The sequence below is a fragment of the Winogradskyella sp. A2 genome, assembly GCF_046762865.1.
Taxonomy (GTDB): domain Bacteria; phylum Bacteroidota; class Bacteroidia; order Flavobacteriales; family Flavobacteriaceae; genus Winogradskyella.
Map to the genome: position 1 here is coordinate 325,770 of NZ_JBKQXM010000001.1, position 24,573 is coordinate 350,342.

The window sequence follows — 24,573 nt, forward strand, 5'->3', positions numbered from 1 at the left end:
ATGAAAAATTTAGGTATAAAAATTTCGTTATTCCTTATCTACTTTGTTTTTGCAGCTTTGCTTAATAGTGTTGGCATTCTTGTTGAGCGTTCACAAGAAGTATATGATGTACTCAAGGAAGATGCCGCTATTCTAGAACCTTTCAAAGATCTTTCAATTGCTATTGTATCTTTTGTAATCGGTTCTTTTTTACCGAAAATTGGATATAAAAATGGTATGCTAATAAGTTTAGCTGTTGTTTTTTTAGGTTGTATAGGCATGTATTTTGGTAATTCCTTTTGGGCAGTTAAGATATTATTTGCAACAGTTGGGATGAGCTTTGCAGTCGTCAAAGTTGCTGTATACGCCTTAATAGGATTTGTCACAGATTCTAAGAAAGGTCATAGTCGTTTTATGAGTCTGGTGGAAACGGTATTTATGATTGGTATAATCTTTATGTACATTGTATTTCCACTATTCTTTGATGAACATGATGAAAATGCCTGGTTAAGAGGCTACCTCTTAATGTCCGTTATAATCGCCATATCATTTTTTATAATCTTGTTCTCGAAATTTGATATTGAAGTTGAAAAAAGTGGAAAAAGCTTAAAAGAAGATTTGAATACCATGTTTAAACTTCTCCTAAACCCAGTAATTTGGACCTTTGCTATTTTTGCTTTTTTCTATGTAATGACAGAGCAGGGCATTATGACCTGGTTACCAACTTTTAATAAGGAGACATTGAATTTAGTCCCTAAACTAGCAACTCAAATGGCTGTAATTTTAATGATGTCATATGCAGTAGGCAGGTTTATAACGGGAATTATAGTTAAATATGTAAAATGGATTTATATAGCTATTACCGGATTGATCTTAGCAGCTGTTTTGGTTTTAATTGTATTACCTATGGCTCAAAATTTGGGAGAAATCAAAGTAAGTGAATTTGCAGATTTGCCGTTAGTGTCATTCTTGTTTCCAATGATTGGTCTGTTTTTAGCTCCTTTATATCCACTTGTAAATTCATCTGTTTTATCGGCTGTTGAAAAAGATCAGCATAGTCCACTTGCGGGAATTATCGTTTTTTTCTCAGCTATTGGAGGTACTTCGGGATCACTAATTATTGGTTATATGTTTGACAAGTTTGGTGGTGATAAAGTATTCTATTTATCATTAATTCCTATGGCAATAATTTTATTTTCATTAATACGATTAAATAAACTAGCAAAATCAAATGGTAATGAAGTTTCATTTAACTCCTCAGGACACCATTGACAAACTTCTTCTTCTAGAAGATACTGATGGTGATAAAAAAATAACAATTGAAGACAAAGGCCCAAAGTCTTTTAGTATTGTATCAACGGATGGAGAAAGATATATGGTAAAAGGGACTTATCATTTATCCAATTTATTGCAGGAATTAGTTATAGCTAAAAATGATAATCAAACTCATGCATCAATTGGACTGGATAAAATTGTTGAACTTCCTGTCAATAGAGTCACCAGAATGATTAGGGATTACTATTGGAATGGTTTAACAAGACGCATGGATAAATCTGGTATTGAAGCACTAATTTCTGATACTAAAAATGATGCATTAACAGCGGATATTCTCCCGGTCTATGTTCCACATACAGATGATTTGGCTTTTGATTATTATAAAGGTTTAGAAACAAAACTGCCAATAAAAGCAGTTAAACTTCCAGCTGAAATTTCACCTGTTTATGTTAAATCAATAAATGATCAGCCAGGTATTTTAAGTTTAAAACTAGAGGTGGAAAATGATGAGGTAAAAGGTGTGCCTTTTGTTGTGCCAGGTGGCAGATTTAATGAAATGTATGGTTGGGACAGTTATTTTGAAGCTGTTGGTTTAATATGTGATGGTAAGGTGTATTTGGCAAAAGCTATGGCTGATAATTTTCAATATCAAATTGAACATTATGGTAAAATCCTCAATGCAAACAGAAGCTATTATTTAACACGAACCCAACCTCCTTTTTATAGTAGCCTTATTTCCGAAGTATTTGAGGTTACAAAAGATAAAGATTGGTTGGCGAGCCACTTGAAAACTGCAATAAAAGAATATGAATCTGTTTGGATGGTTGAGGGCAATCGACTTACAGCCAACGGACTCAATCGCTATAGGGCAGAAGGAATTGGAATTCCTCCTGAATGTGAGGAAGGACATTTTGATGCAGAATTGAAAAAGTATGCAGAAAATGAAGGGGTATCTACAAGAGATTTTACAAAAAAGTATCAAGATGGTTCAATTAAGAATGAAGAACTAGATCGCTATTTTATTCATGATAGAAGTTTGAGAGAATCTGGTCATGATACGTCTTGGAGACTCGATGATGTTTGTGCAGATTTAAATACGGTAGCTCTAAATAGCCTATTGTATAAATATGAATCTGATTTTGCGCATTTGATAGAATTGCATTTCGATGGTGAGTTTAACGGATATCATAGTACCTATTGGTTTCAAGTTATGCATGCACGCGCTGAACGTATGCATGAATTAATGTGGAATGAAGAGCATAGTCAATATTTTGATTACGATTTTAAGAAAGAAAAGCAGACCTTTTTTGAAAGTGCTTCAAATTATTTTCCACTTTGGGCTGGTTTAGTTGATGCAAGAGAGGCATATAAAATTGTAGCAACTTTAATGCAACAATTAAAAGAAAAAGGTGGTATTGCTGGGACATCAAGATCAATGAATGTTAAACTACCAGATGGCGCTATGCAAAGACAGTGGGATTACCCTAATGGTTGGGCACCTCATCAAATGCTCATATGGGGCGGATTAAAAAACTATGGATTTCAAGATGAACTACAAGAATTAGTTTACCGATGGTTGTTTATGATTACTCGCAATGCAGTGGATTATAATGGTACTATCCCAGAGAAATATGATGTTGTAGAAGCTACTCATAAGGTGTTTGCAGAATATGGTAATGTAGGGACAGATTTTGAATATATAACTCAAGAAGGTTTTGGATGGATGAATGCGTCGTATCAATATGGACTTCAATTATTAGATGAATCTTTAATTGACCAATTGAATCAACTCGAAGAACCAGAAACTCTTTTTAATTCCTAAAACCTAGTACATGTATTCATTACGACTAATTTTATCCAACTGGCGATACTTCTCTGTGGTTTGGGTTTTTAGTTCATTGAATATAATGATAGGTACATGGGTGTTATACATTCCAAGAGTAAAAGAGAGTTTACAACTTACGGATTCTGAAATTGGTTTTGCCTTATTTTGTTTGGCACTCGGTCTGCTGTTTTTTATACCAATAGTACCAATTATAACAAAGAAGTTTGGTTTAGGTAGGTCTACAATTGTGGGCGTTTGCATTTTTAGCATAGCCTTTATAGGCCCTTTAATTGCGCCTTCTTATGAAACCTTATGTGCATCATTATTTATTGTTGGTATTTTTTCAGGGCTAACAGATATTGCAATGAACACTCTGGTTTCTGAAATGGAGAAAAGAGATCGGGTAAATATTATGTCAGCAGCACATGGTTTTTTTAGCTTAGGAGGAGCTATAGGTGCTTTGGTCGGTACTGGTTTAATGAGTGTGTTTAAAATTCCCTTTTATCATGTTGTAATCATGACCATTATAGTGATTGTTACCAATCTTATTTTATCGCATCAATATGTAAGAATTAAGGAATCAGAAGAAGAGGTAAAAAAAGAAAAAGGACAGCTACCTATAAAGATTTTTAAACCATTATTTATACTAGCATTTTTAGCTATGGTTACTATGGGTAATGAAGGTGCAATAGAGCATTGGAGCTCTATATATTTAATTGATGTTGTTGAGGTGTCTTCAGAAAATTATGCTGGCTTTGGTTTTACTATTTTTTCAATCATGATGACAATTGGCCGTTTTTTTGGTGACGGAATTAGTGCAAAAATAGGATCTGCTAAAATAGTCTTCCTTGGTTGTTTAATGGCGTCATTAGGTTATTTATTAGTACTTTCAAGTGGATTGCTTTTAAGTCTTTTGGGATTTGGTATTATTGGTTTAGGGCTTTCGGTCATTATACCAGAATTGATACGAATGGCTGGCAAAACAAAAGGTATCGCAGCTTCGAAGAGCATATCCTTTGTAACAGGTGTTGGGTTTTTAGGATTCTTGTTGGGTCCTATAATTCTAGGTTACATTTCAGATAGTTTTACACTTAAAATGAGCTTCGTATTTTTATTGATTATAACCATAATAGCCTTATTGATTTCTATCTTTAAATTAAAAGCTAGGTAAACTTAATTATCCGAATAGTATGAAAAGAAGAGAATTTGCAAAAAATATAGCTTTGGCGTCAGGAGCAGTAGGTGCTAGTTCATTATTAATAGGTTGTGATGAAGATAAGGTAGCAAAGAAAGTATCAACAGAGGTGAGTAATGAATTGGCCGAAAACATGTATAAAACAGCTTTAGAGATAACAAAGAAAAAGGTTAGAGGTGGTGATAATGAACCCTTTTTTAAAGCACCTTTTATAGATGCTGCTTTTTCACCTAATATTTTTCTGTGGGACACCTGCTTTATGTGTTGTTTCGCCAAATATCATTTGGATGAATTACCGGTTTATCAAGCACTTGATAATTTTTACGACCGTATAGAAGACGATGGGTATATCTGCAGAGAATATCGTCAAAACGGGGAACCTTTATGGTCAAAAGAACATCCCGTATCCATTAATCCGCCATTGTTAGCATTTGCAGAATCTGAAATATTTAAAATCTCTAAAAATGTTGAGAGAATCAAAAAAGTATATCCAATCTTAAAAAAGAACTTTCAATTTCATGTAAATAACTACATGATGGAGGATAATCTGTTTTATGGCGATACCTTGGGCATGGGAATGGACAATATTCCTAGAGCACCAAGAGATTGGGAGCCAATAGAAGGCAATGGTATGACCCATCATGAACTTGGACAAAAAATAAGTGGAATGAATGCCTCTGATGAAACAAAACTAAACACCTTTATTTCGGAATATGTGAACACTAAACAAGGTGTTTGGAATAAGCAAGCTCGTTTGGTGGATTTTTCAGCACAAATGGCTATGTTCAGTCTTCAACTAAAAGAAATGGCAAAAATGATTGGCGAAAATGCAGATATTGATACGTTTGACGAATTTCATTCCAAAGTGGCAAAAGCAATAAATGATAAATGTTGGAGTGAGGCAGATGGATTTTATTATGATTTAGGATTTGATAAGCAAGTTGTGCGCAGGCATATAGGTATGTATTGGACACTTTTAGGTAAAGTGGTAACTGAAGATAAACTTGAGAGGTTCCTCTCTTATTTGACCAATGAGGATGAATTTAGTCGTAAAATGCCATTACCTGCATTATCTGCTGCAGATCCTGATTATTTAGGTTGGGGCGATTACTGGTTAGGAGGTGTTTGGGCACCAACAAGTTATATGGTATTAAGAGGATTAACTGCTTACGGAGAGGATGAATTGGCAAAATCTATAGCTAAAAAAACTTATGAAAATGTAGCTACCGTATATAAAGCCACTGGAACATTTTGGGAGAACTATGCACCTGATTTAGTATCCTACGGTATGCCTGCAAAGAAGGATTTTTGTGGCTGGACAGCACTATTTCCGATAGCGATGTATAATGAATATATAAAAGATGCATAATTAATGTTTAACAGAGATGAACAGATTAAGCTATTAAAAGCTACAACGGAATTTGATATTGTTGTGATTGGTGGTGGTGCAAGTGGCTTAGGTATTGCAGTAGATGCAGCATCTAGAGGATTTAAAGTTGCACTATTTGAAGCCTATGATTTTGCGAAAGGGACTTCGAGCAGAAGTACCAAATTAGTTCATGGAGGTGTAAGATACTTAGCTCAAGGAAACATTAAGTTAGTGATTGAGGCCTTACGAGAAAGGGGTCTTCTAGAAAAAAATGCCAACCACTTGTTTAAAAGGCTAACCTTTTTAATACCAAGCTATAATTGGTGGTTTAAATATTATTATGGTTTTGGTTTAACTATTTATGATTGGTTATCAGCTAGACTATCACTAGGAGGTTCTAGGATTATTTCTGCCAACAAAGCAAATAAAAAAATAAAAAATTTAAAACCAAAAGGACTTAATGGTGGTGTAACGTATTTAGATGGTCAATTTGATGATGCGAGACTTGCGCTTAATCTTGCCCAAACCGCTTGTGAATTAGGTGCTGTGGCTTTGAATCATTTTAAGGTAAACGATATTTTCAAAGATGAAGAAGATCAAGTCAATGGTGTAAATGCATTAGATACAGAAACAGATGAAGAGATTTCTGTAAATGCTAAGGTGGTTATTAATGCTACAGGTGTTTTTGCCAATAAGATTTTAAAACTAGCTGGCAGAAAAAAGAAAAGCCTTAAAATCGTACCGAGCCAAGGGATTCATCTTGTATTAGATAAATCATTCTTAGAAGGTGAAACAGCATTAATGGTGCCTAAAACAAGCGATGGTCGTGTGCTTTTTGCAATTCCATGGCATAATAAAGTTGTTGTAGGTACTACTGATACACCAATTAATAAACCAAGTTTTGAACCTAAACCACTCGAAGAAGAAATAGATTTTATATTAGAAACGACTCAGGAGTATTTTACTAAGGCTCCAACTCGAGAAGATGTAAAATCCGTTTTTGCTGGTCTTAGACCACTAGTAGCACCTGAAGGGGATAGAAGTAATACCAAGGAAATTTCAAGAGGTCATAAAATTATTCATTCAGAGAGTGGATTGATCACAATTGTTGGTGGCAAGTGGACGACTTACCGGGAAATGAGTGAAGATGTTGTTAATGATGCCATAGAGACCCATAGTTTAAAAAAGAAGCCATCGAAAACCAAATCACTTTCAATTCATGGTAATATTTCATCTAAAGAAAAGATGAGTTTAAATGGTGTTTATTGGGTATATGGAAGTGACGCAAAGTTATTGGCAGAGTTTATGGAAGGCGATTCAAGCCTGAAAGAGTTGTTGCACAATGATTATCAATATACAGTAGGGCAAGTCGTTTGGGCGGCACGTTTTGAAATGGCCAGAACAATTGAAGATGTTCTTGCAAGGAGATTAAGACTATTATTCTTGGATGCCCAAGCATCTTTGGATTGTGCTGAAAAAGTGGCAACTATTCTTCAAAAGGAGCTGAATAGAACTCAGGATTGGAAAAACAGTCAAGTCGAAGAATTTAAAAATCTGGCATCAGGCTATTTAATTTAAGGTATTATGTCAAAGAAAGTCATTTTAGCATTAGATCAAGGTACTACATCAAGTAGAACCATCGCCTATAATTCTGAAGGAAAACCTATAGCATCTGCACAGCAAGATTTTGAACAAATATTTCCAAAAAATGGTTGGGTAGAACATAATCCTGAAGCTATTTGGCAATCACAATTTAAAACTATAAAATCAGTACTATCAAAAGATATATCTGCTAAGACAGTTGCAGGAATTGGTATAACCAACCAGCGAGAAACAACTATTGTTTGGCATAGAGAAACAGGAGAACCAATTTATAACGCAATTGTTTGGCAAGACAGAAGAACTGCTACATTTTGTGACGAACTCAAAACCGACGGCTATGAGGAATTAATACAGGAAAAAACAGGATTAATAATTGATGCTTATTTCTCAGCGACAAAACTTAGATGGATATTGCATAATGTTGAAGGCGCTATGGACCTTGCCAAAAATGGGAATTTATGCTTTGGTACAGTTGATACTTGGCTGATATTTAAATTAACTAGAGGTAAAGTATTCGTGACGGACGTAAGCAATGCTTCTAGGACCATGTTATTTAATATTCATTCTCTTAAATGGGATGATGAACTATTGAAACTTTTTGATATACCAAATACTATTTTACCAGAGGTAAAGTCTTCATCAGAGATTTATGGATATACTGAACTGTTCGATGTAAAAATTCCTATTTGTGGTATTGCTGGTGATCAACAAGCAGCGTTATTCGGTCAGCTTTGTGTAAAGAAGGGAATGGTTAAAAACACTTATGGGACTGGTTGTTTCTTGTTAATGAATACGGGTGAAAAACCTGTTGCTTCGCAGAATCAGTTATTAACTACAGTAGCTTGGCAAATTAATGGAAAAACGCAATACGCACTAGAAGGGAGCGTGTTTGTAGGTGGTGCGGCAGTACAATGGTTAAGAGATGGAATTAATTTAATAGATGATGCTAAGGAGATTGAAGCATTGGCCAGTTCTGTGACAGATAGTGATAATGTAGTTGTTGTTCCTGCATTTACAGGATTAGGAGCACCTTATTGGGATCCATATGCAAGAGGAAGTATTTTTGGCATATCTAGAGGTACTAGCAAGGGTCATATTGCAAGAGCAACTTTAGAAGGAATTGCGCTTCAAGTTTATGATATCGTAAAGGCTATGGAGAGCGATTCAAATACGAGAATAAAGGAATTACGGGTAGATGGAGGTGCATCTGCAAATAACTTATTACTTCAAATACAATCAGATATTTTTGACTGTGACGTTGTTAGACCAACTAATTTAGAAACCACAGCATTAGGTGCCGCATATTTAGCGGGTTTGGCAGTAGGGATGTTTAAGAGTAAAAAGGAGTTAAGAAAACAATGGGAAATAGACAAAACCTTTAAGCCAAATACTAATAAAGAAGGTCAACTGAAGCTCATTAAATTGTGGCATAAAGCCGTAAATAGGAGTAAAAATTGGTTAGATGATTAATTTAGTAGTCTACCAATTCTAAAAGCTCAATATTCTTAAATTCAATTGGGTGACTCTCACTCTGTAAAGAAATATAGCCTGATTTTACTCGTTTCCCCTCTAGTGATATAGACAAATCAGAGGAATACTCGCCACCATAAGCAGGTTTGTTATACTCCATAACCTTTTTTCCATTTATGAAGTGTCTAATAATAGAATCGTGGTAAACTTCAATTTCTAAGTGAACCCATTGCTCATCATGATATGTCTCTGAAGTAGAATTAATACAATGATCAGTAACTAATTGATTATCAATTTCTACATGAGTTCCTGGTGTACATAGGTTGGCAGTAGGTCTTTCATCTGTACCATTACCACCAAGTAACTGCACTTCTATAGAAACGGGAAACCCTTGATCTAAAGGGATATTTCTGGGATCTTCACAATGAATCATTACGCCACTATTTTTGTATGCCCAAGCCTCACCATCCGCTACTTGATTGTCAAGAAACCTATAATCTAATCGAAGTTTGTAATTGGAATAGGGCTCTTTATAATAAATATGACCAAAGGTGTTATTAAAAGTGTCTAAATATTCAGTATAATCAACTTTGAGTACTTGATCTTCAACTTTGAATGTGTTATTGAAATTATACCCAACAGGATGACCTTTTATTTTTACTATCCAGTCATCCAAGTTGTTTTTAGATACTAAATTCACCCATTGATTTTCAATTTTAACCTTTCTTGTAGTTTCTTTTTTACAAGCCAGAATGCTTATAGCAAGAGCACAAACAAGTGTGAATCTTATAAACTTGGACATTACTAAATATTTGATTTTACCAGAATAACGAATATGCTTTGCCATCCGTTTCGCTAAGGTCAATACAACCCTCTTGTTTGCCAGGTACAGGTTTATAAACCAATATCTCTTTACCAACAGTCTCAGAATTGGTATACGCAAAAATACATAGCCCTCGTATATCGTTTAGTGCAACGTAAGTAGCCATTACATCAGAAATTGGTTTTTCGTTTTCTATGGCCTCTTCAAAAGATTCCCAAAATACTTTCTCTTCCTCTTTGCTAATCTTTAATGTTTGAGCTAATACAGTTTCTATGTCTTCTGGTTTAACATCACTAAGGTCTTCCAATTCAGTATTTTTCATGAGAACATTACAAAGATTAGTAAACCCTTGTTTAAAGACGTCTTGGGCTTCGACCTCATATGCTTCCTTTATAAACTTATCGATAAACTGCGGAACATTTACTTCGGTTGCACTGGGAGAATCGACAGTTTTAGGCAATATGATATCCGTTATCTTATTAAGCAATTGTGTTTGATTTTTATTAAAATACACGGGTTCCCATATTGGACCTGTTTCTTTGGAACAACTTTGTAATAAACTCAATGCACTTGATCCAACAAGCAAAGCTCCAAAAGATAATCCTAAACCTTTAATTGCATCTCTTCTTTTCATGATTCTGATATTTTTATAATGTCCCTTTTTTCAGTTCGTTAGTAGCATGTTCAGCCGCTCTTGCTGTTAATGCCATATAAGTTAATGATGGATTTTGGCAACCTGCCGAGGTCATTGCTGCACCATCAGTTACATAGACATTTTTCACACTATGTACTTGATTGTGTTTATTGAGAACTGATGTTTTTGGGTCTCTTCCCATTCTCGCTGTACCCATTTCATGAATTCCAAGACCTGGAGCACCTATTGAGTCCATTGGTTCTATGTCTTTGAAGCCAGCTTTCTCTAGCATCTGCATAGCTTGTGCTATCATATCCTTTCGCATTTTGATTTCATTTTCTTTAAATTCAGCATCAAAGGTCACAGTAGGTAATCCCCATTTATCCTTTTTATCATAATCTAAATACATTCTATTCTCATGGTAGGGTAATGTCTCACCAAACCCAGTGAGTCCCATAGTCCATCCACCAGGTTTTAAAATGGCTTCTTTTAATTCTTTACCATAACTAAGTTCTCTTATACTTTCAGACCAATCACCACGACTTGCGCCACCTTGATAACCATAACCTCTAATAAAATCTTTTGTATCGGTGTCACCACCTAAATTTCTGAATCTTGGAATATAAACACCATTTGGCCTGCGACCGGAATAATACTTATCCTGGAAACCATCAAATTTACCATAGGCACCAGCCTTAAAATGATGATCCATTAAATTATGACCAAGTTCCCCTGAGTCATTTCCTAATCCATTCGGGAATCTATCAGATTTTGAATTCATCAAAATATATGTCGAAGCAATTGCAGACGCACATAAGAAAATGACTTTAGCTTCAAACTCAAATGTTTCATTAGTCTCAGCGTCAATCACTCTTACTCCAGTTGCTTTTTTTGTTTTGTCGTCATAGATTACCTCATGAACAATTGAAAATGGTCTTAGGGTCATGTTCCCTGTTGCTTCTGCAGCAGGTAGCGTCGAAGAATTACTACTAAAATAAGCACCGAAAGGACATCCTCTCATACATCTATTTCTGTATTGACAATTCATTCTACCTTGCCCAGGTTTAGTACCCTCAGTGATATGAGCCGTTCGACCAATAGTAAGCACTCTATCATCAAAATTATCTGATATGCTTTCTTTTAAATGGGTTTCTACACAGTTAAGTTCCATTGGCTTTAAAAACTTACCATCAGGTAACTGTTTTAGACCTAAATTTTCACCACTTACACCAATGTAATCCTCAACATAATCATACCACTTTTCTAAGTCTTTGTATCGTATAGGCCAATCAACACCATTGCCATCTTTCATATTTGCCGTAAAGTCAATATCACTCAGTCTATAACTCTGTCTTCCCCACATCAATGATCTTCCACCAACATGATAACCTCTCATCCAATCAAAACGCTTATCCTCATTATAAGGATGGTCCATATCATCAACAAAGAAATGTTTACGAGATGGTCGTGTTGTGTAGCCAGTTCTGTGTTGTTTTTCTTGTCTTTTAACATCCTCTTGAGTCGGTCTATCTCCATTAGGTAGATCCCAAGGGTCTAAAGTGGCCGTTGGGTAGTCCTCAATATGTTTTACCATTCTGCCTCGTTCAAGAACTAATGTTTTTAGTCCTTTTTCACATAGTTCTTTGGCGGCCCAGCCTCCAGAAATTCCTGTGCCAACAACAATTGCGTCATATTGGGTTGTACTCTTATTAGTGTTGTTCTTCATATTGTTAGTTTAGTCCAAAAATCGAATTCATAAAAATAGCTTAATAATATTGTGGAATGCTCAGAAAATATCAAAAATATTTTTTGAAAAAAGAAAATTAGTTAATTTACAAGTTATATTTGTTTAAAATATTTCAGTGAAAATAAACATACAGAAAATTGAGCCATTTAGAGCGGATGGTGTTGTCTATCATGCCGATACATGTCTTCCCTTAATTGATGCATGCCAAAGGAATAAATTAAAGTTTAAAGCATTAGCACGTCATACGTATCCTGGAGACAGATTAGATGACAATACTTTAGGTTTAAATAGTATTGGGTATTGGGATGCAAATGAACCACAGGATTGGGGTTTGGATTGGCATAGAAATGAGGGTATTGAATTTCATTTTTTGGAGTCAGGTACTATGCCGTATTCACAAGAAAATAAGGAGGTTCTTTTAACACCTAATCATTTAACAATTACTAGGCCTTGGGAAGCCCATAAAGTTGGTAATCCAAATATTGGGATGGGCAAATTTTATTGGGTTATTATTGATTTAGGTGTTAGGCGACCACATCAGGAATGGGTTTGGCCTGATTGGATTACATTAACTCAGGAAGATTTAAAACAACTGACTATTTTTTTAAGGCAAAATGAAAAGTCAATATTAAAGACGGATGATAAGATCCGTAGCTGTTTTAAGAGAATAAATGTTGCAGTAAATACTGATAGAAATGGCAGTAATGCTTCAAGAATTAGAATACTGGTTAATTATTTACTTATCTTAATATTAGACTTGCTTAAGACTGAAGATATTGTGTTAAATGAGTCTCTAACCGATAGCTCAAGGAGTGTTCAGTTTTTTTTAAAAGAACTTGATAAAAATTTATCAGAAGATTGGAATATTGAAAAAATGTCAAAGAGTGCTGGTGTTGGATTGACACGCTTTACTCATCATTGTAAACAGCTTACTAATCTTACACCAATGCGGTATTTAACTATGAGAAGGCTGGAGATGTCAAAAAAGATACTTTTAGAAAAGGGTAATTTAACCGTGAGTGAAGTTGCTTACATCTGTGGATTTACAACAAGCCAATATTTTTCAACGGTATTCAAAAAACATGAGAAATGTTCACCTAATGAATATCGAAAGCGAAATCTTGTTAAAATGTCATTGTCAGCATATCCAGAATCATAATACATTTGTATAAATTCTTTCACTGAATAAAAATAAACAGAAATACTTGCTTAATTGAGTATTTTTCATTGCTTAATTCTAATTATCAGTTCATGAAAAGATATATTATTATTCCTCTTGCCCTTTGTTTATTTATCTTAATGGGTTGCCAAAATCAAAAAAAAGAAACCGAAATGAAAGAAGAAAAATTGGTAGAAACCAATGAAGCTAAAGGGTATTCATACTCATTGGCCCAATGGTCACTGCATAGAGAAATTGAAACGGGCAGATTAGATCCTTTTGATTTTCCCAAAGTGGCAAAAGAACTTGGATTTGATGCTGTGGAATGGGTTGATCAATTGTATGAGAAACAAATTGATAGTTTGGGATTTGATGTAGTTATTGAGCGATGGAAAAAAGAGAGCCAAAAATATAGTATTGATAATGTTTTGATAATGGTAGATCTTGCAGGTGATTTATCTCATTCTGATGAAGAAAAAAGAAATAGAGCTGTAGAAATTCACAGAAAATATATAGATGCAGCAGCCTATTTAGGATGCCATGCTATCAGAGTTAATACCTTTGGTTCTTATAATCCTGAAGAGTGGTCAGAAACAACTTATGACGGCTTAAAAAGATTGTCTGAATATGCAGCTACAAAAAACATTAGTGTTCTTGCTGAAAACCATGGATGGTACTCATCTGATCCAAGATTATTAATACCTGTAATAGAGAGAATAAATCTTCCTAACTGTGGTACACTTGCAGACTTTGGTAATTGGTGTATTAAAAGAACCAAGGATGAAAATTGGGGAGATTGTGCTGAAGAATACCCTGATAAGTATGAAGGATTCGGAAGATTGATGACTAAGGCAAAAGCAGTCAGTGCTAAAGCTTATGAGTTTGATGAAAATGGAAATGAAACCACCCTAGATTTTGATAGATTAATGCAGATAATAAAAGATTCAGGTTATAATGGATACATTAGTGTTGAATATGAAAATGAAATATTAGATGAGCGCCAAGGAATTATTGCCACAAAAGACCTATTGATAAAATCAGCAAATAAACTCAACTAACTATGAAATCAATTACATCAGCAAAACTGTCCGTAATGATGTTTCTCGAATTTTTTATTTGGGGTGGCTGGTTTGTTACAATGGGTTCCTTTCTAGGAAATAACCTCAGTGCATCTGGCGCAGAAACGGCCATGGCATATTCAACTCAATCTTGGGGAGCTATTATAGCGCCTTTTATAATAGGATTAATTGCTGATCGTTTTTTTAATGCAGAAAAGATTTTAGGTCTACTTCATTTAATTGGAGCGATTCTGATGTATTTAATGGCTCAGTCTACTGATTTCAATGCATTTTATCCATACGTTTTGGGTTATATGATAGCCTATATGCCAACCTTAGCATTGGTTAATTCAGTTTCTTTTAATCAAATGGACGATCCGGCAAAACAATTTCCATTCGTAAGAGTTTGGGGAACCGTTGGATGGATTATTGCTGGTCTTGTTATCAGCTTTGTTTTTAAATGGGATTCTATTGAAAATATTGGTAAGGGCATGCTGTCCAATACATTTTTAATGGTAGCGATAGCATCTACGATTTTAGGTTTGTTTAGCTTTACGCTTCCAAAAACACCTCCTATTAGGAGCAAAGATGAGGAAGTGAAGTTTTCCGATATTCTGGGATTAGATGCTTTAAAGCTGCTTAGAGATAGAAATTTCTTAATTTTCTTTTTGTCTTCGGTTTTAATATGTATTCCACTTGCCTTTTATTATCAAAATATAAGTCCGTATTTAACGGAGTATAAAGTAGAAAATTCAACTGCTTGGGCTTCATTAGGTCAGATGTCTGAAGTGTTGTTTATGTTGCTCTTACCTTTCTTCTTTAAAAAATATGGTTTTAAGAAAACTATATTGTTTGGTATGTTGGCATGGACCATAAGGTATTTATTATTCGCATATGGAAATGCTGGAGAGTTGTTTTTTATGATAATTCTGGGAATTGCATTACATGGTATATGTTATGATTTTTTCTTCGTATCTGGACAGATCTATACAGATTCTAAGGCAGGTGAAAAAGTTAAAAGTGCAGCTCAAGGATTAATAACATTGGCAACTTATGGAGTTGGTATGTTAGTTGGATTTTGGGTGGCAGGACAAATTGTAGATCAAAATTTAATTAGTGAAGGTCTGCACAGCTGGAAAGATATATGGGTGTTCCCTTCTATTTTTGCGGCAGTTGTTTTAGTACTTTTTGCCCTTTTATTTAAAAATGAGAAAGTTGAATATAAAGATTCATAGAATAAATGAGTAATAAAATTAGACTAGGAATTTTAGGAGGAGGAGGAGATTCCTTAATTGGTGTTTTGCATAGAGTAGCATCTGCAATATATGACAGGTATGAACTTGTAGGAGGTGTTTTTAATGTGTCGTTAGATGAAAGTGTAAAATTCGCTAATCAAATAGGTATTTCTACCGAACAGGTTTATAGAGATTTAGATACCTTAATTGAAGAAGAGTTAAAGCTTTCAAAGGATAGAAGGATTGAAGTTGTTTCAATACTTACACCAAATTTCCTTCATTTTTCGATGGCAAAGAAATTATTGGAAAATGGGTTTAATGTTATATGTGAAAAGCCAATGACAACTACTTATGAAGAAGCAAAGATTCTTCATGAAACATTAAAATTGGCAAAAACAATATTTGCTGTTACCTATACTTATACAGGTTATCCGATGGTAAGGCAAATGCGCCATATGATAGCGAATGGTGAGATAGGAAAAATCCAAAAGATAGATGCGCAGTATTATCAAGGATGGATAAATCCCATAATTCATGATAAGGAAAAACGTAAATCAACATGGCGTCTTGATCCTGAAAAATCTGGTATTAGTTGTTGTATTGGAGATATTGGTACACATGCCTTTGATATGGTAGAGTATATGTCTGGGATAAGAGTTAATTCAATTTTAGCAGATCTCAACTATCTATATGATGATAACCAAATGGATATTGATGGAACTGTGTTAATACGTTGCGATAATGATGTAAAAGGGGTAATCAGAGCAAGTCAAATTGCAACAGGTGAGGAGAACAACTTCACTGTTCAGATTTATGGAGATAAGGCAGGTTTAAAATGGGAACAAGAGAATCCTAATTACTTGTATTTGTTGGAAGATGGACACCCATTGAGAGTGTTGAAACCTGGCCATACTTACAATAGTGATCTCTCACTAGATGGTACAAAATTGCCACCTGGCCACCCTGAAGGTATTTTTGACTCTATGGGCAATATTTACAAAGGTGTTGCTAGGGCTATAAGAAATGAAGATTATGATCATAGTGAGTACCCAACTGTAATAGATGGTTTACGAGGCGTACACTTTATAGAAAAAGCTGTAGAGTCTCATAAGAAAGGAAATGTCTGGGTAGATATTGACACAGAATAAAATATTGATATAAGCATTTTTATAAAATGAAAACAATAAAAGGACCTGCAATTTTTCTTGCACAATTTATGGATGAAAAACCACCATTTAATACCATAGATGGTTTATGCAAATGGGCAAGCGGCCTGGGTTATAAAGGTGTTCAGATACCCACACTAGATAAGCATATTATCGATTTAGATATTGCAGCTGAAAGCGATGTGTATTGTGATGAATTTAAAGGTAGAATCAATAGTTATGGATTAGAAATCACAGAATTTAGTACACATATTCAAGGGCAACTGGTTGCAGTGCATCCTGCGCATGATATTATGTTTGATGTTTTTGCACCAAAAAATTTGAAAGGAAAGTATAAGGAACGTACGGCTTGGGCAACAGATCAGATGAAAAAAGCAGCAATAGTTAGCAATAAGTTGGGCTTGACCTCCCATGCTACTTTCTCAGGATCTTTACTTTGGCCATTTATGCATCCTTGGCCTCAACAACCGACTGGATTAATTGATTTAGGATTTAAGGAACTAGCGGATAGATGGTTGCCAATTTTAGATGTTTTTAAAGACAAGGGTGTAGCCGTGTGTTATGAGGTGCACCCAGTAGAGGACATCCATGATGGTGATACTTTTGAACGTTTCTTAGAAGCAACAGGTAATCATAAGAGTGTGAGTATCTTATACGATCCTTCACATTTTGTTCTACAACAACTAGATTATATAAAATATATAGATCATTATCATGAATTTATTAAAGCTTTTCATGTTAAAGATTCAGAATTTAAACCAACTGGTAAAAAGGGTGCATTTGGTGGTTATAATGATTGGAAAGATCGTGCTGGTAGATACCGTTCACCTGGCGATGGACAAATAGATTTTAAATCAGTATTTTCAAAACTAACGGAATATGGATGCGACGTTTGGGCTGTTTTAGAATGGGAATGTGTGATAAAAAGTCCGGAACAAGGTGCTCGTGAAGGCGTTAAATTTATTCAAGATCATATAATAGAAGCGACGACAAAATCATTCGATGATTTTGCTGGAGGTGATGATAAAGACGAAAATCAATTAAGAGAAATATTAGGATTAAATTAAAATCTATGAAAATTAAATTAATAGCAGTAGTAAGTGTACTTTCAATTGGGCTAATGCAATGTAATGACAGTACAAAGACTACAAAAGGAACAGTTGAAGAAACAATAGAGATTACCGAAATGGAAAAAAATGAAAATGAGTGGGAAATTTTGTTTGATGGAACATCATTAGATCAGTGGAGAGGCTATTTGGCAGAAGATATGTATCCAGAGTGGGCAATTGAAGATGGAGCTTTGGCATTTACACCTGGAAAAGAAGGTGGTAAGAATATAATCACTAAAAATACTTACACTAATTTTATTCTCTCACTGGAATGGAAGGTTTCAAAAGGTGGAAATAGCGGAATTTTTTGGAGTGTACATGAAGATAAAAAATACACTGAAGCCTATATGACAGGTCCTGAAATTCAAGTTTTAGATAATGAACGCCACCCTGATTCATTCGTTGCAAATGGTACGCACAAAGCAGGTTCTTTATATGATATGATTGCTTGTCCTGATGAGCATATCAATCCTGCAGGAGAGTGGAATCTATGTGTAATTGAAGTTAATCAAGATGCAAATATTGCAGAAGTATCAATGAATGGTACTCAAGTCATGGATTTTCCTCTGCATGGTAAGGGCTGGGATGATTTGGTAGCCAATTCTAAATTCAAAGACTGGGAAGGATTTGGAAAATATAAAACCGGTCACATAGGACTGCAAGACCACAGTGATAAGGTTTGGTTTAAAGACATAAAGATCAAAAAGCTATAATAAAAGTTTTCTCAATTGAGCCTCCCAAGGTCTTAGATTATAAAAAGAGTGATTATCGTTATAATTTGAAATAACTAAATGTGATTCTTTAATATCTGAATCAATGTGTTCTGTTGTTTGAGTTTCATCGCTGAAATTTAAGAGAACGATATAGGAATCTGATTTATCCCAACGTTTGTATACAAACAGTTTATCATCTGCTTCATTTAGGCAAAGATATTCGCCATATACTAGTACATTATTAGTCTTCCTAATTGCAATCATTTTTCTGTAAAAATTCAATATAGAATTAGGGTCGTTTTCTTGATTTTCAACATTTATTTTTTTATAATTTGGATTAACTTTTAGCCAAGGATTAGCTTGCGAAAATCCAGCATTTATTTTGTTGTTCCAATGCATTGGAGTTCTGGCATTATCTCGGCTTTGCCTATGAACTAGTTTTAAAAATTCATCCATTTTTTCGCCTCTCTTAATGGCTTCATTCCAACTACCCAAAGTTTCAACGTCATTATAGTCTTCTATAGATGGATAAGCAACGTTCGTCATTCCTATTTCATCACCTTGATAGATGTATGTTGTTCCTCTCATGGATAGTAATAACATGGCGAGTAATTTTGCCGAATTCACATGGTGTTCAATACAATCATTCCCAAACCGAGAAACCATTCTAGAAAAGTCATGATTTCCTAAAAAGATGCTTCCCCAACCTTTATCCTTAAGTTTTTTATCCCAATCATTAAATACTTTTTTAAACTTTGGTAGTGGTACATCTATTGGGTCGTATTTACCGCCAACACCATTATCAATAAACATATGGTCGAAATGAAAAATCATATTAAGTTCATCCCTGTCTTCATGCACGTAATCTAACCCATTACTCAAATCAATACCGGGACCTTCACCAACAGTCATAATATCATATTTAGACAATACTTTTTTGTTGAGTTCATTTAGGTATTCATGAATATGTGGACCGTTGGCATAGTAGTTTTTTATGGTTTTACCATAATCCTCAGGATATTCGGTATCTGGGAAATCGAGTTGTTTAGATATAAGGGATATCACATCCATCCTAAAACCATTTACTCCTTTTTTGCACCAAAAATCTACAATTTCATGTATTTCCTTGCGGACTTTGGGATTTTCCCAATTCAGATCAGGCTGTTTTTTAGTAAATAAATGAAGAAAGTATTCATCAGTGAAATCATCTTTTAACCATGCAGGTCCACTAAAAAAAGATGTCCAATTATTCGGTTCTTTTCCATTTTTTGATGGTTTCCAAAAATAGTAGTCTCTATAAGGGTTGTCTTTAGATTTACGCGATTCCTTAAACCACTCATGTTCGTCAGAACTATGATTTAGAACCAAATCCATGACCAATTTAAGTCCTTTTTCGTGCATTTTTTCTAATAGCTCATCAAATGCCTCAGATCCACCAAATTCTTGAGATATTGCTCTATAGTCGGATATATCATAGCCATTGTCATCATTTGGCGATTCGTAAACTGGGCAAAGCCAAATAATATCAACACCCAGCGATTTGATATAGTCAAGCTTTTCAATAATACCAGGAATATCACCTAGACCACTACCAGTGGTATCATTAAAAGATCTAGGATAAATTTGATAAACAATACCTTCTTTCCACCAAGTCTTCTTCATAACTAATATGCTGAAATTTTAGAAAATAAAGTATGTTGTTAATACTAATATTGCAATTATGATACTGACCGTTATGGCATGTTTCCAAGGTGTAGTATCTATGACTTCTGTTTGTTTAGGTGTATACTCATCTTTCTTTGGTCTTATTTTACCAAGAATGAGCATCACTAATATATTAACAACAAACAATATGCCCATAACATGAAGATAATGCGGATAGGCATTTGCTTTTATAATACCTATTTCATTAGCATTAGTTATTCCGTCTGCAATTGCTTGCGCTTCAGCTGCACCTCTGAAATAAGGCTCTAAGAAAATTAAACTTATCAGGTATAAAATTACACCAACCGAAAGAACTAATTTTGCGCCAACAGCTGGTACTTTTTTGGTATAAACACCAACTATTACAACAGCCAAAATAGGAACACTTAAACTTCCAAGAGACTGCTGTATATAACTAAATAAACCATCAGGTGCATTGGCAATAAATGGTGCAATAAGCATTGCTATTGTAGCCACAATCAAACCGAATTTTTTACCTGCTTTTACGGTTTCTTTCTCTGTAGCATCTTTATTAAAATATTGTTTGTATAAGTCAAACCCAAATAGTGTGGCACTACTATTTAATAAACTATTAAATGAACTTAATACAGCACCAAATAATACTGCAGCAAAGAAACCAATAAACGCTGTTGGTAGTACTTTTTTAACAAGTGCCGGATAGGCCTGGTCGGCATTTTCTAAATTTCCATCAAAAACGTGCCAGGCAATAATACCTGGTAATACTACTACTATAGGAATAATAAATTTTACAAAGGCGGCAAGTAGCATCCCTTTTTGACCTTCCTTAAGGCTTTTGGCTGCAAATACACGTTGCAATATGGATTGATTTGTTCCCCAATAATAAATCTGAGCTAGCATCATACCAGTAAAAAGGGTTCCGAATGGAATAGATGAATCTACTTCTCCTCGCATATTGAATTTTTCAGGATTGCTCTTAAATAAGATACTTATGCCATCGCCAATACTTCCATCACCAATTAGCAGTAAACCGAATACAGGAATAAGTAAACCGCCAACTAACAAGCCAATGGCATTAATTAAATCTGAAACTGCAACTGCTTTTAAGCCACCAAAAATTGCATAGATAACACCAATAATACCGATACTCCATACACAAACCCAAATAACGCCGTTTTGCGATAGCCCTAACATTTCTGGTAAATCAAACATAGTGCTAAAGGCTAATGATCCAGAATATAGTATTGTGGGTAGTAACACTATGGTATAGGCTACTAAGAATAATAATGATAAAAGTGCTTTAGTTTGTTTATCAAATCGGGTTTCAATAAACTCAGGTATCGTCGTAATACCTGATCCCAAGTATTTTGGTAGTAAAAATATTGCTCCAAAAATTATAGCAATGGCAGCCAACGTTTCCCATGCCATTACCATTAAACCTTCCTTAAAAGCAGAACCGTTAAGCCCTACAATCTGTTCTGCAGAAAGATTAGTTAAGAGTAGTGAACCTGCTATGGTTAAGGCTCCTAGACTTCTACCTGCTAAGTAAAATCCATCTGCCGAAGATTCGTCCGTTTTTCGTGTTGCATACCATGCAATTACAGCAACAAGGGCTGTAAAGCCTATAAAGGAAATAATTGAAAGCATTTATTTATTAGTTAGTTAGTATTGATTAACAATATATAAAAAAACGAATTAAGGGTTTGCGAATTTTAGAAATGAATTAATTATTTGCGAACGAAATGCTTTTCGTTAAAAATTGAAATAGTTTTATCTTAATTTTATTCAATACCATTTTTCTGAATTGTAATTTTAAATTCTAAACGAATATTAGGAATGAACCAAGACGAAAACCGAATCAATGAGACATCTCAATTTAATGGTGTAATGCTTAATGCATATCCAGACAGTATTGGTGAAACGCTAAGCGATATTGTAAGCATGTTGAGGTTTCCAGAGTTTAAGGACACATTTTCTTTTTTTTATATTTTACCCACATTTTTTAATAGTGATTTAGATAGAGGTTTTTCCATTATAGATTATAATTTAAACAAAGATTTGGTTATAGAAGATGACCTTATGAATCTTAAGGAACTTGGTATTGATCTAAAGTTTGACATTGTTTTAAATCATCTTTCGGTTGCTTCTCCTCAATTCAAAGATTTGTTGGAAAAAGGTGAACATTCAAAGTACAAGGATTTCTTTATTAATTGGAATTTGTTCTGGCAAGACCATGGCGTGATGAATGACGATGGTATTGTTATTCCAAATAAAAAACATTTAGATAAACTCTTTATGAGAAAGTCTGGATTACCAATCTTAAATGTGGTTTTCCCGGATGGTTCAGAACAACCGTATTGGAATACATTTTATCAAAAAGTAACATATAACTCAATAAGTGTCGAAGATTTAGCTGAAATAGAAGGCTTAACTCAAAAAAATGCACAATCCATTTGTGATCTTGTAAATAGTAAATTTCTTGAAATTGAGGAATTACATACTGTAGATTTTGGAGAATTCAAGAATTTTAAATCTTCTGTAATTAATATTCTCAAGAAAAAAAGAACTTATTTAGGTCAAATGGATGTTAATGCCAAGTCAGAGCTTGTCTGGGAATTTTACAAAGAAACCTTAGCAAAACTCAAATCATTTGGATGCAGTATATTAAGGTTAGATGCCTTTGCTTATTTACATAAAGAAATTGGCGAATCTAACTTTTTTAATAATCCAGGGACATGGCAATATTTAGAAAGAATAAAAGAAATAGCAGATAAAAACGAATTAATCTTATTACCAGAAATCCATGCAGAATATGGTTTAGGATTACATAGGGAAGTCTCAGAAAGAGGATATCAAATCTATGATTTTTTTCTTCCAGGCTTAATGATTCATACCATTGAACAAAAGACAAATAAACCATTGTTAAAGTGGATAAATGAAATTATCGAAAATGATTACCGAGTAGTTAATATGCTTGGTTGTCATGATGGTATACCGGTTTTGGATTTAAAAGGCAAGGAAGTCAACGGCTCTTATAATAAAGGTTTATTGGAAGATTTTGAGATAGAATCTTTAATGCATTTAATTATTCAAAGAGGAGGAAAGGTTAAAAACTTATATGGTCCAGATGGAAAGAAGGTCTCCTACTACCAAGTTAATGCAACTTATTTTAGTGCACTTGGGGAAGATTCAAGAAAAATGCTATTGGCAAGAGCTATACAACTGTTTATGCCAGGTATTCCACAGATATGGTATTTAGATATTTTTGAAGGTAAGAATGATTATGATGCAGTTGAAAAAGCTGGTAATGGTGGTCACAAAGAAATTAATAGAAGTACATTATCCAGCAAGAGTATTCTTGAAAGTTTAAAAAAGAAGTCAGTACGCAATCAGTTAGAATTAATAAGATTAAGAAATACGCATAAGGCCTTTCAAGGGCAAATAAAAATAAATCCCACTTCAGATTCTAAATTATCTTTGGTCTGGAACAATAATGGTGCTTATGTAAAATTAGAAGCGGATTTAGAAGCATTATTGTTCAAGGTGAATTACTCATACTTGGACTCTGAGAAACAGTTTGACTATTAAAACCAAAAAACCCGATTCATTTGAATCGGGTTTTTGATGGTGGTGCCTCCAGGAATCGAACCAGGGACACAAGGATTTTCAGTCCTTTGCTCTACCAACTGAGCTAAGGCACCAATTGCTTATTGAAGCGGATGCAAATATATATTCAATTTTATTATTCACAAAAAGAAAAATGTAAAAATTGATTTTATAAATTTGTCTCATACATAACCGTTATGAATCTTATTGTTGATGTTGGAAATTCTTTTGTGAAGTTCGCCGTATATAAGCGAAATAAATTGGAATACAAGATAAGTTTTGAATTGTCGGAGTTTAAAAAGCAATTCAAATCGGTTAAAAAAAAATATCCAAAAATCAATAGAGCTATTGTTTCTTCCGTGGGTCGTCTTTCTAAAAAACAGGTAGAAATTATTGATGATGATTTAAAGCTTATTGTATTAAGCCATGAACTCAAAACACCGTTCAAAAATTTGTATGAAACACCAGAAACATTGGGCGTGGATAGAATTGCCTTAGTGAGTGCTTCAGTAGATAAATTCCCTGATAAGAATGTGCTGATAATTGATGCAGGTACTTGTATTACTTATGACTTTGTAACTGATGAAAATGTATACTTAGGAGGAGCTATTTCACCAGGAATTAGACTGAGATATAAAGCATTAAATAATTTAACCGCCAATTTACCGTTATTAGAAACAAACCTACCAAAATCAATTATTGGTGACTCTACAGAAGAATCAATTCATTCTGGTGTTGTAAATGGTGTTATTAAAGAAATTGATGGTCTAATTGAGTATTACAAAGAAAATCATCAAGATTTAACAGTTATTTTAACAGGAGGCGATGCCAATTTTTTGTCAAACCAATTAAAAAATAGCATATTTGCGAATTCAAATTTTCTATTGGAAGGGTTGAATTTCCTCCTAGATTATAACACATAATA

The 24,573-nt window shown here is 34.2% G+C and carries 19 protein-coding genes and 1 tRNA gene; 14 read left to right on the forward strand and 6 right to left on the reverse strand.

Annotated features, from left to right (window positions below; all coding sequences use genetic code 11):
* Genes ACFWV9_RS01365 through glpK form a run of 6 tightly spaced genes read left to right on the forward strand, consistent with a single transcriptional unit; the run spans position 1 to position 8,715 of the window.
* Positions 1–1,251, forward strand: a complete 1,251-nt coding sequence (locus ACFWV9_RS01365; protein ID WP_411893437.1) for an MFS transporter — start codon at positions 1–3, stop codon at positions 1,249–1,251.
* Complete coding sequence (locus ACFWV9_RS01370; protein ID WP_411893438.1) at positions 1,217–3,076, forward strand: trehalase family glycosidase; 1,860 nt, start codon at positions 1,217–1,219, stop codon at positions 3,074–3,076. Before ACFWV9_RS01365 ends, ACFWV9_RS01370 begins: the two co-directional genes overlap by 35 nt.
* A gap of 10 nt (positions 3,077–3,086) precedes the next feature.
* Positions 3,087–4,250 carry an MFS transporter gene (locus tag ACFWV9_RS01375; protein ID WP_411893439.1) on the forward strand — a complete coding sequence of 388 codons (1,164 nt, stop codon included), beginning with the start codon at positions 3,087–3,089 and terminating at the stop codon, positions 4,248–4,250.
* Positions 4,251–4,269: 19 nt separating this feature from the next.
* Complete coding sequence (locus ACFWV9_RS01380; protein WP_411893440.1) at positions 4,270–5,643, forward strand: MGH1-like glycoside hydrolase domain-containing protein; 1,374 nt, start codon at positions 4,270–4,272, stop codon at positions 5,641–5,643.
* A gap of 3 nt (positions 5,644–5,646) precedes the next feature.
* Positions 5,647–7,221, forward strand: a complete 1,575-nt coding sequence (locus ACFWV9_RS01385) for an FAD-dependent oxidoreductase (RefSeq protein WP_411893441.1) — start codon at positions 5,647–5,649, stop codon at positions 7,219–7,221.
* A gap of 6 nt (positions 7,222–7,227) precedes the next feature.
* Positions 7,228–8,715 (forward strand): glycerol kinase GlpK, encoded by a 1,488-nt coding sequence (gene glpK, locus ACFWV9_RS01390; protein ID WP_411893442.1) that lies wholly within the window; start codon positions 7,228–7,230, stop codon positions 8,713–8,715.
* A gap of 1 nt (position 8,716) precedes the next feature.
* Here the strand turns inward: glpK and ACFWV9_RS01395 are convergent, their stop codons facing one another.
* Genes ACFWV9_RS01395 through ACFWV9_RS01405 form a run of 3 tightly spaced genes read right to left on the reverse strand, consistent with a single transcriptional unit; the run spans position 8,717 to position 11,898 of the window.
* Entirely contained in the window at positions 8,717–9,517 is an 801-nt protein-coding gene (locus ACFWV9_RS01395; RefSeq protein ID WP_411893443.1) for a DUF1080 domain-containing protein, read from the reverse strand.
* Between the two features lie 16 nt (positions 9,518–9,533).
* Positions 9,534–10,172, reverse strand: a complete 639-nt coding sequence (locus tag ACFWV9_RS01400; protein WP_411893444.1) for a gluconate 2-dehydrogenase subunit 3 family protein — start codon at positions 10,170–10,172, stop codon at positions 9,534–9,536.
* 13 nt (positions 10,173–10,185) lie between these two features.
* The gene (locus tag ACFWV9_RS01405) at positions 10,186–11,898 is read right to left on the reverse strand and encodes a GMC oxidoreductase (protein ID WP_411893445.1); all 1,713 of its coding nucleotides are present in this window, start codon (positions 11,896–11,898) and stop codon (positions 10,186–10,188) included.
* Between the two features lie 136 nt (positions 11,899–12,034).
* On the opposite strand from ACFWV9_RS01405, the gene ACFWV9_RS01410 reads away from it, so the two are divergent.
* The 6 genes from ACFWV9_RS01410 (at position 12,035) to ACFWV9_RS01435 (ending at position 18,359) form a co-directional block, all read left to right on the forward strand.
* On the forward strand, positions 12,035–13,078 hold the full coding sequence (locus ACFWV9_RS01410) for a helix-turn-helix transcriptional regulator (RefSeq protein WP_411893446.1): 1,044 nt from the start codon (positions 12,035–12,037) through the stop codon (positions 13,076–13,078).
* A gap of 92 nt (positions 13,079–13,170) precedes the next feature.
* Positions 13,171–14,136: a sugar phosphate isomerase/epimerase family protein gene (locus ACFWV9_RS01415; RefSeq protein ID WP_411893447.1), complete on the forward strand. Its 966-nt coding sequence runs from the start codon at positions 13,171–13,173 to the stop codon at positions 14,134–14,136.
* Positions 14,137–14,138: 2 nt separating this feature from the next.
* Positions 14,139–15,371 (forward strand): nucleoside permease, encoded by a 1,233-nt coding sequence (locus ACFWV9_RS01420; RefSeq protein ID WP_411893448.1) that lies wholly within the window; start codon positions 14,139–14,141, stop codon positions 15,369–15,371.
* A 5-nt stretch (positions 15,372–15,376) separates the two neighbouring features.
* Positions 15,377–16,519, forward strand: coding sequence for a Gfo/Idh/MocA family protein (locus ACFWV9_RS01425; protein WP_411893449.1), 1,143 nt, complete (start codon positions 15,377–15,379; stop codon positions 16,517–16,519).
* A gap of 26 nt (positions 16,520–16,545) precedes the next feature.
* Entirely contained in the window at positions 16,546–17,604 is a 1,059-nt protein-coding gene (locus ACFWV9_RS01430) for a sugar phosphate isomerase/epimerase family protein (RefSeq protein WP_411893450.1), read from the forward strand.
* A 5-nt stretch (positions 17,605–17,609) separates the two neighbouring features.
* Complete coding sequence (locus ACFWV9_RS01435) at positions 17,610–18,359, forward strand: DUF1080 domain-containing protein (protein ID WP_411893451.1); 750 nt, start codon at positions 17,610–17,612, stop codon at positions 18,357–18,359.
* Here the strand turns inward: ACFWV9_RS01435 and ACFWV9_RS01440 are convergent.
* Together ACFWV9_RS01440 and ACFWV9_RS01445 are read right to left on the reverse strand one after the other, a co-directional pair.
* The gene (locus tag ACFWV9_RS01440) at positions 18,354–20,021 is read right to left on the reverse strand and encodes an alpha-glucosidase (RefSeq protein ID WP_411893452.1); all 1,668 of its coding nucleotides are present in this window, start codon (positions 20,019–20,021) and stop codon (positions 18,354–18,356) included. The two genes, ACFWV9_RS01435 and ACFWV9_RS01440, sit on opposite strands and share 6 nt — an antisense overlap.
* 18 nt (positions 20,022–20,039) lie before the next feature.
* Positions 20,040–21,689 (reverse strand): solute:sodium symporter family transporter, encoded by a 1,650-nt coding sequence (locus ACFWV9_RS01445; protein WP_411893453.1) that lies wholly within the window; start codon positions 21,687–21,689, stop codon positions 20,040–20,042.
* Positions 21,690–21,878: 189 nt separating this feature from the next.
* Between ACFWV9_RS01445 and ACFWV9_RS01450 the strand changes: the two genes are divergently transcribed.
* The gene (locus ACFWV9_RS01450) at positions 21,879–23,630 is read left to right on the forward strand and encodes a glycosidase (protein ID WP_411893454.1); all 1,752 of its coding nucleotides are present in this window, start codon (positions 21,879–21,881) and stop codon (positions 23,628–23,630) included.
* A 37-nt stretch (positions 23,631–23,667) separates the two neighbouring features.
* Here the strand turns inward: ACFWV9_RS01450 and ACFWV9_RS01455 are convergent.
* Positions 23,668–23,743, reverse strand: a tRNA-Phe gene (locus ACFWV9_RS01455).
* 102 nt (positions 23,744–23,845) lie between these two features.
* On the opposite strand from ACFWV9_RS01455, the gene ACFWV9_RS01460 reads away from it, so the two are divergent.
* Positions 23,846–24,571 (forward strand): type III pantothenate kinase, encoded by a 726-nt coding sequence (locus tag ACFWV9_RS01460; protein ID WP_411893455.1) that lies wholly within the window; start codon positions 23,846–23,848, stop codon positions 24,569–24,571.
* Positions 24,572–24,573: the final 2 nt, after the last annotated feature.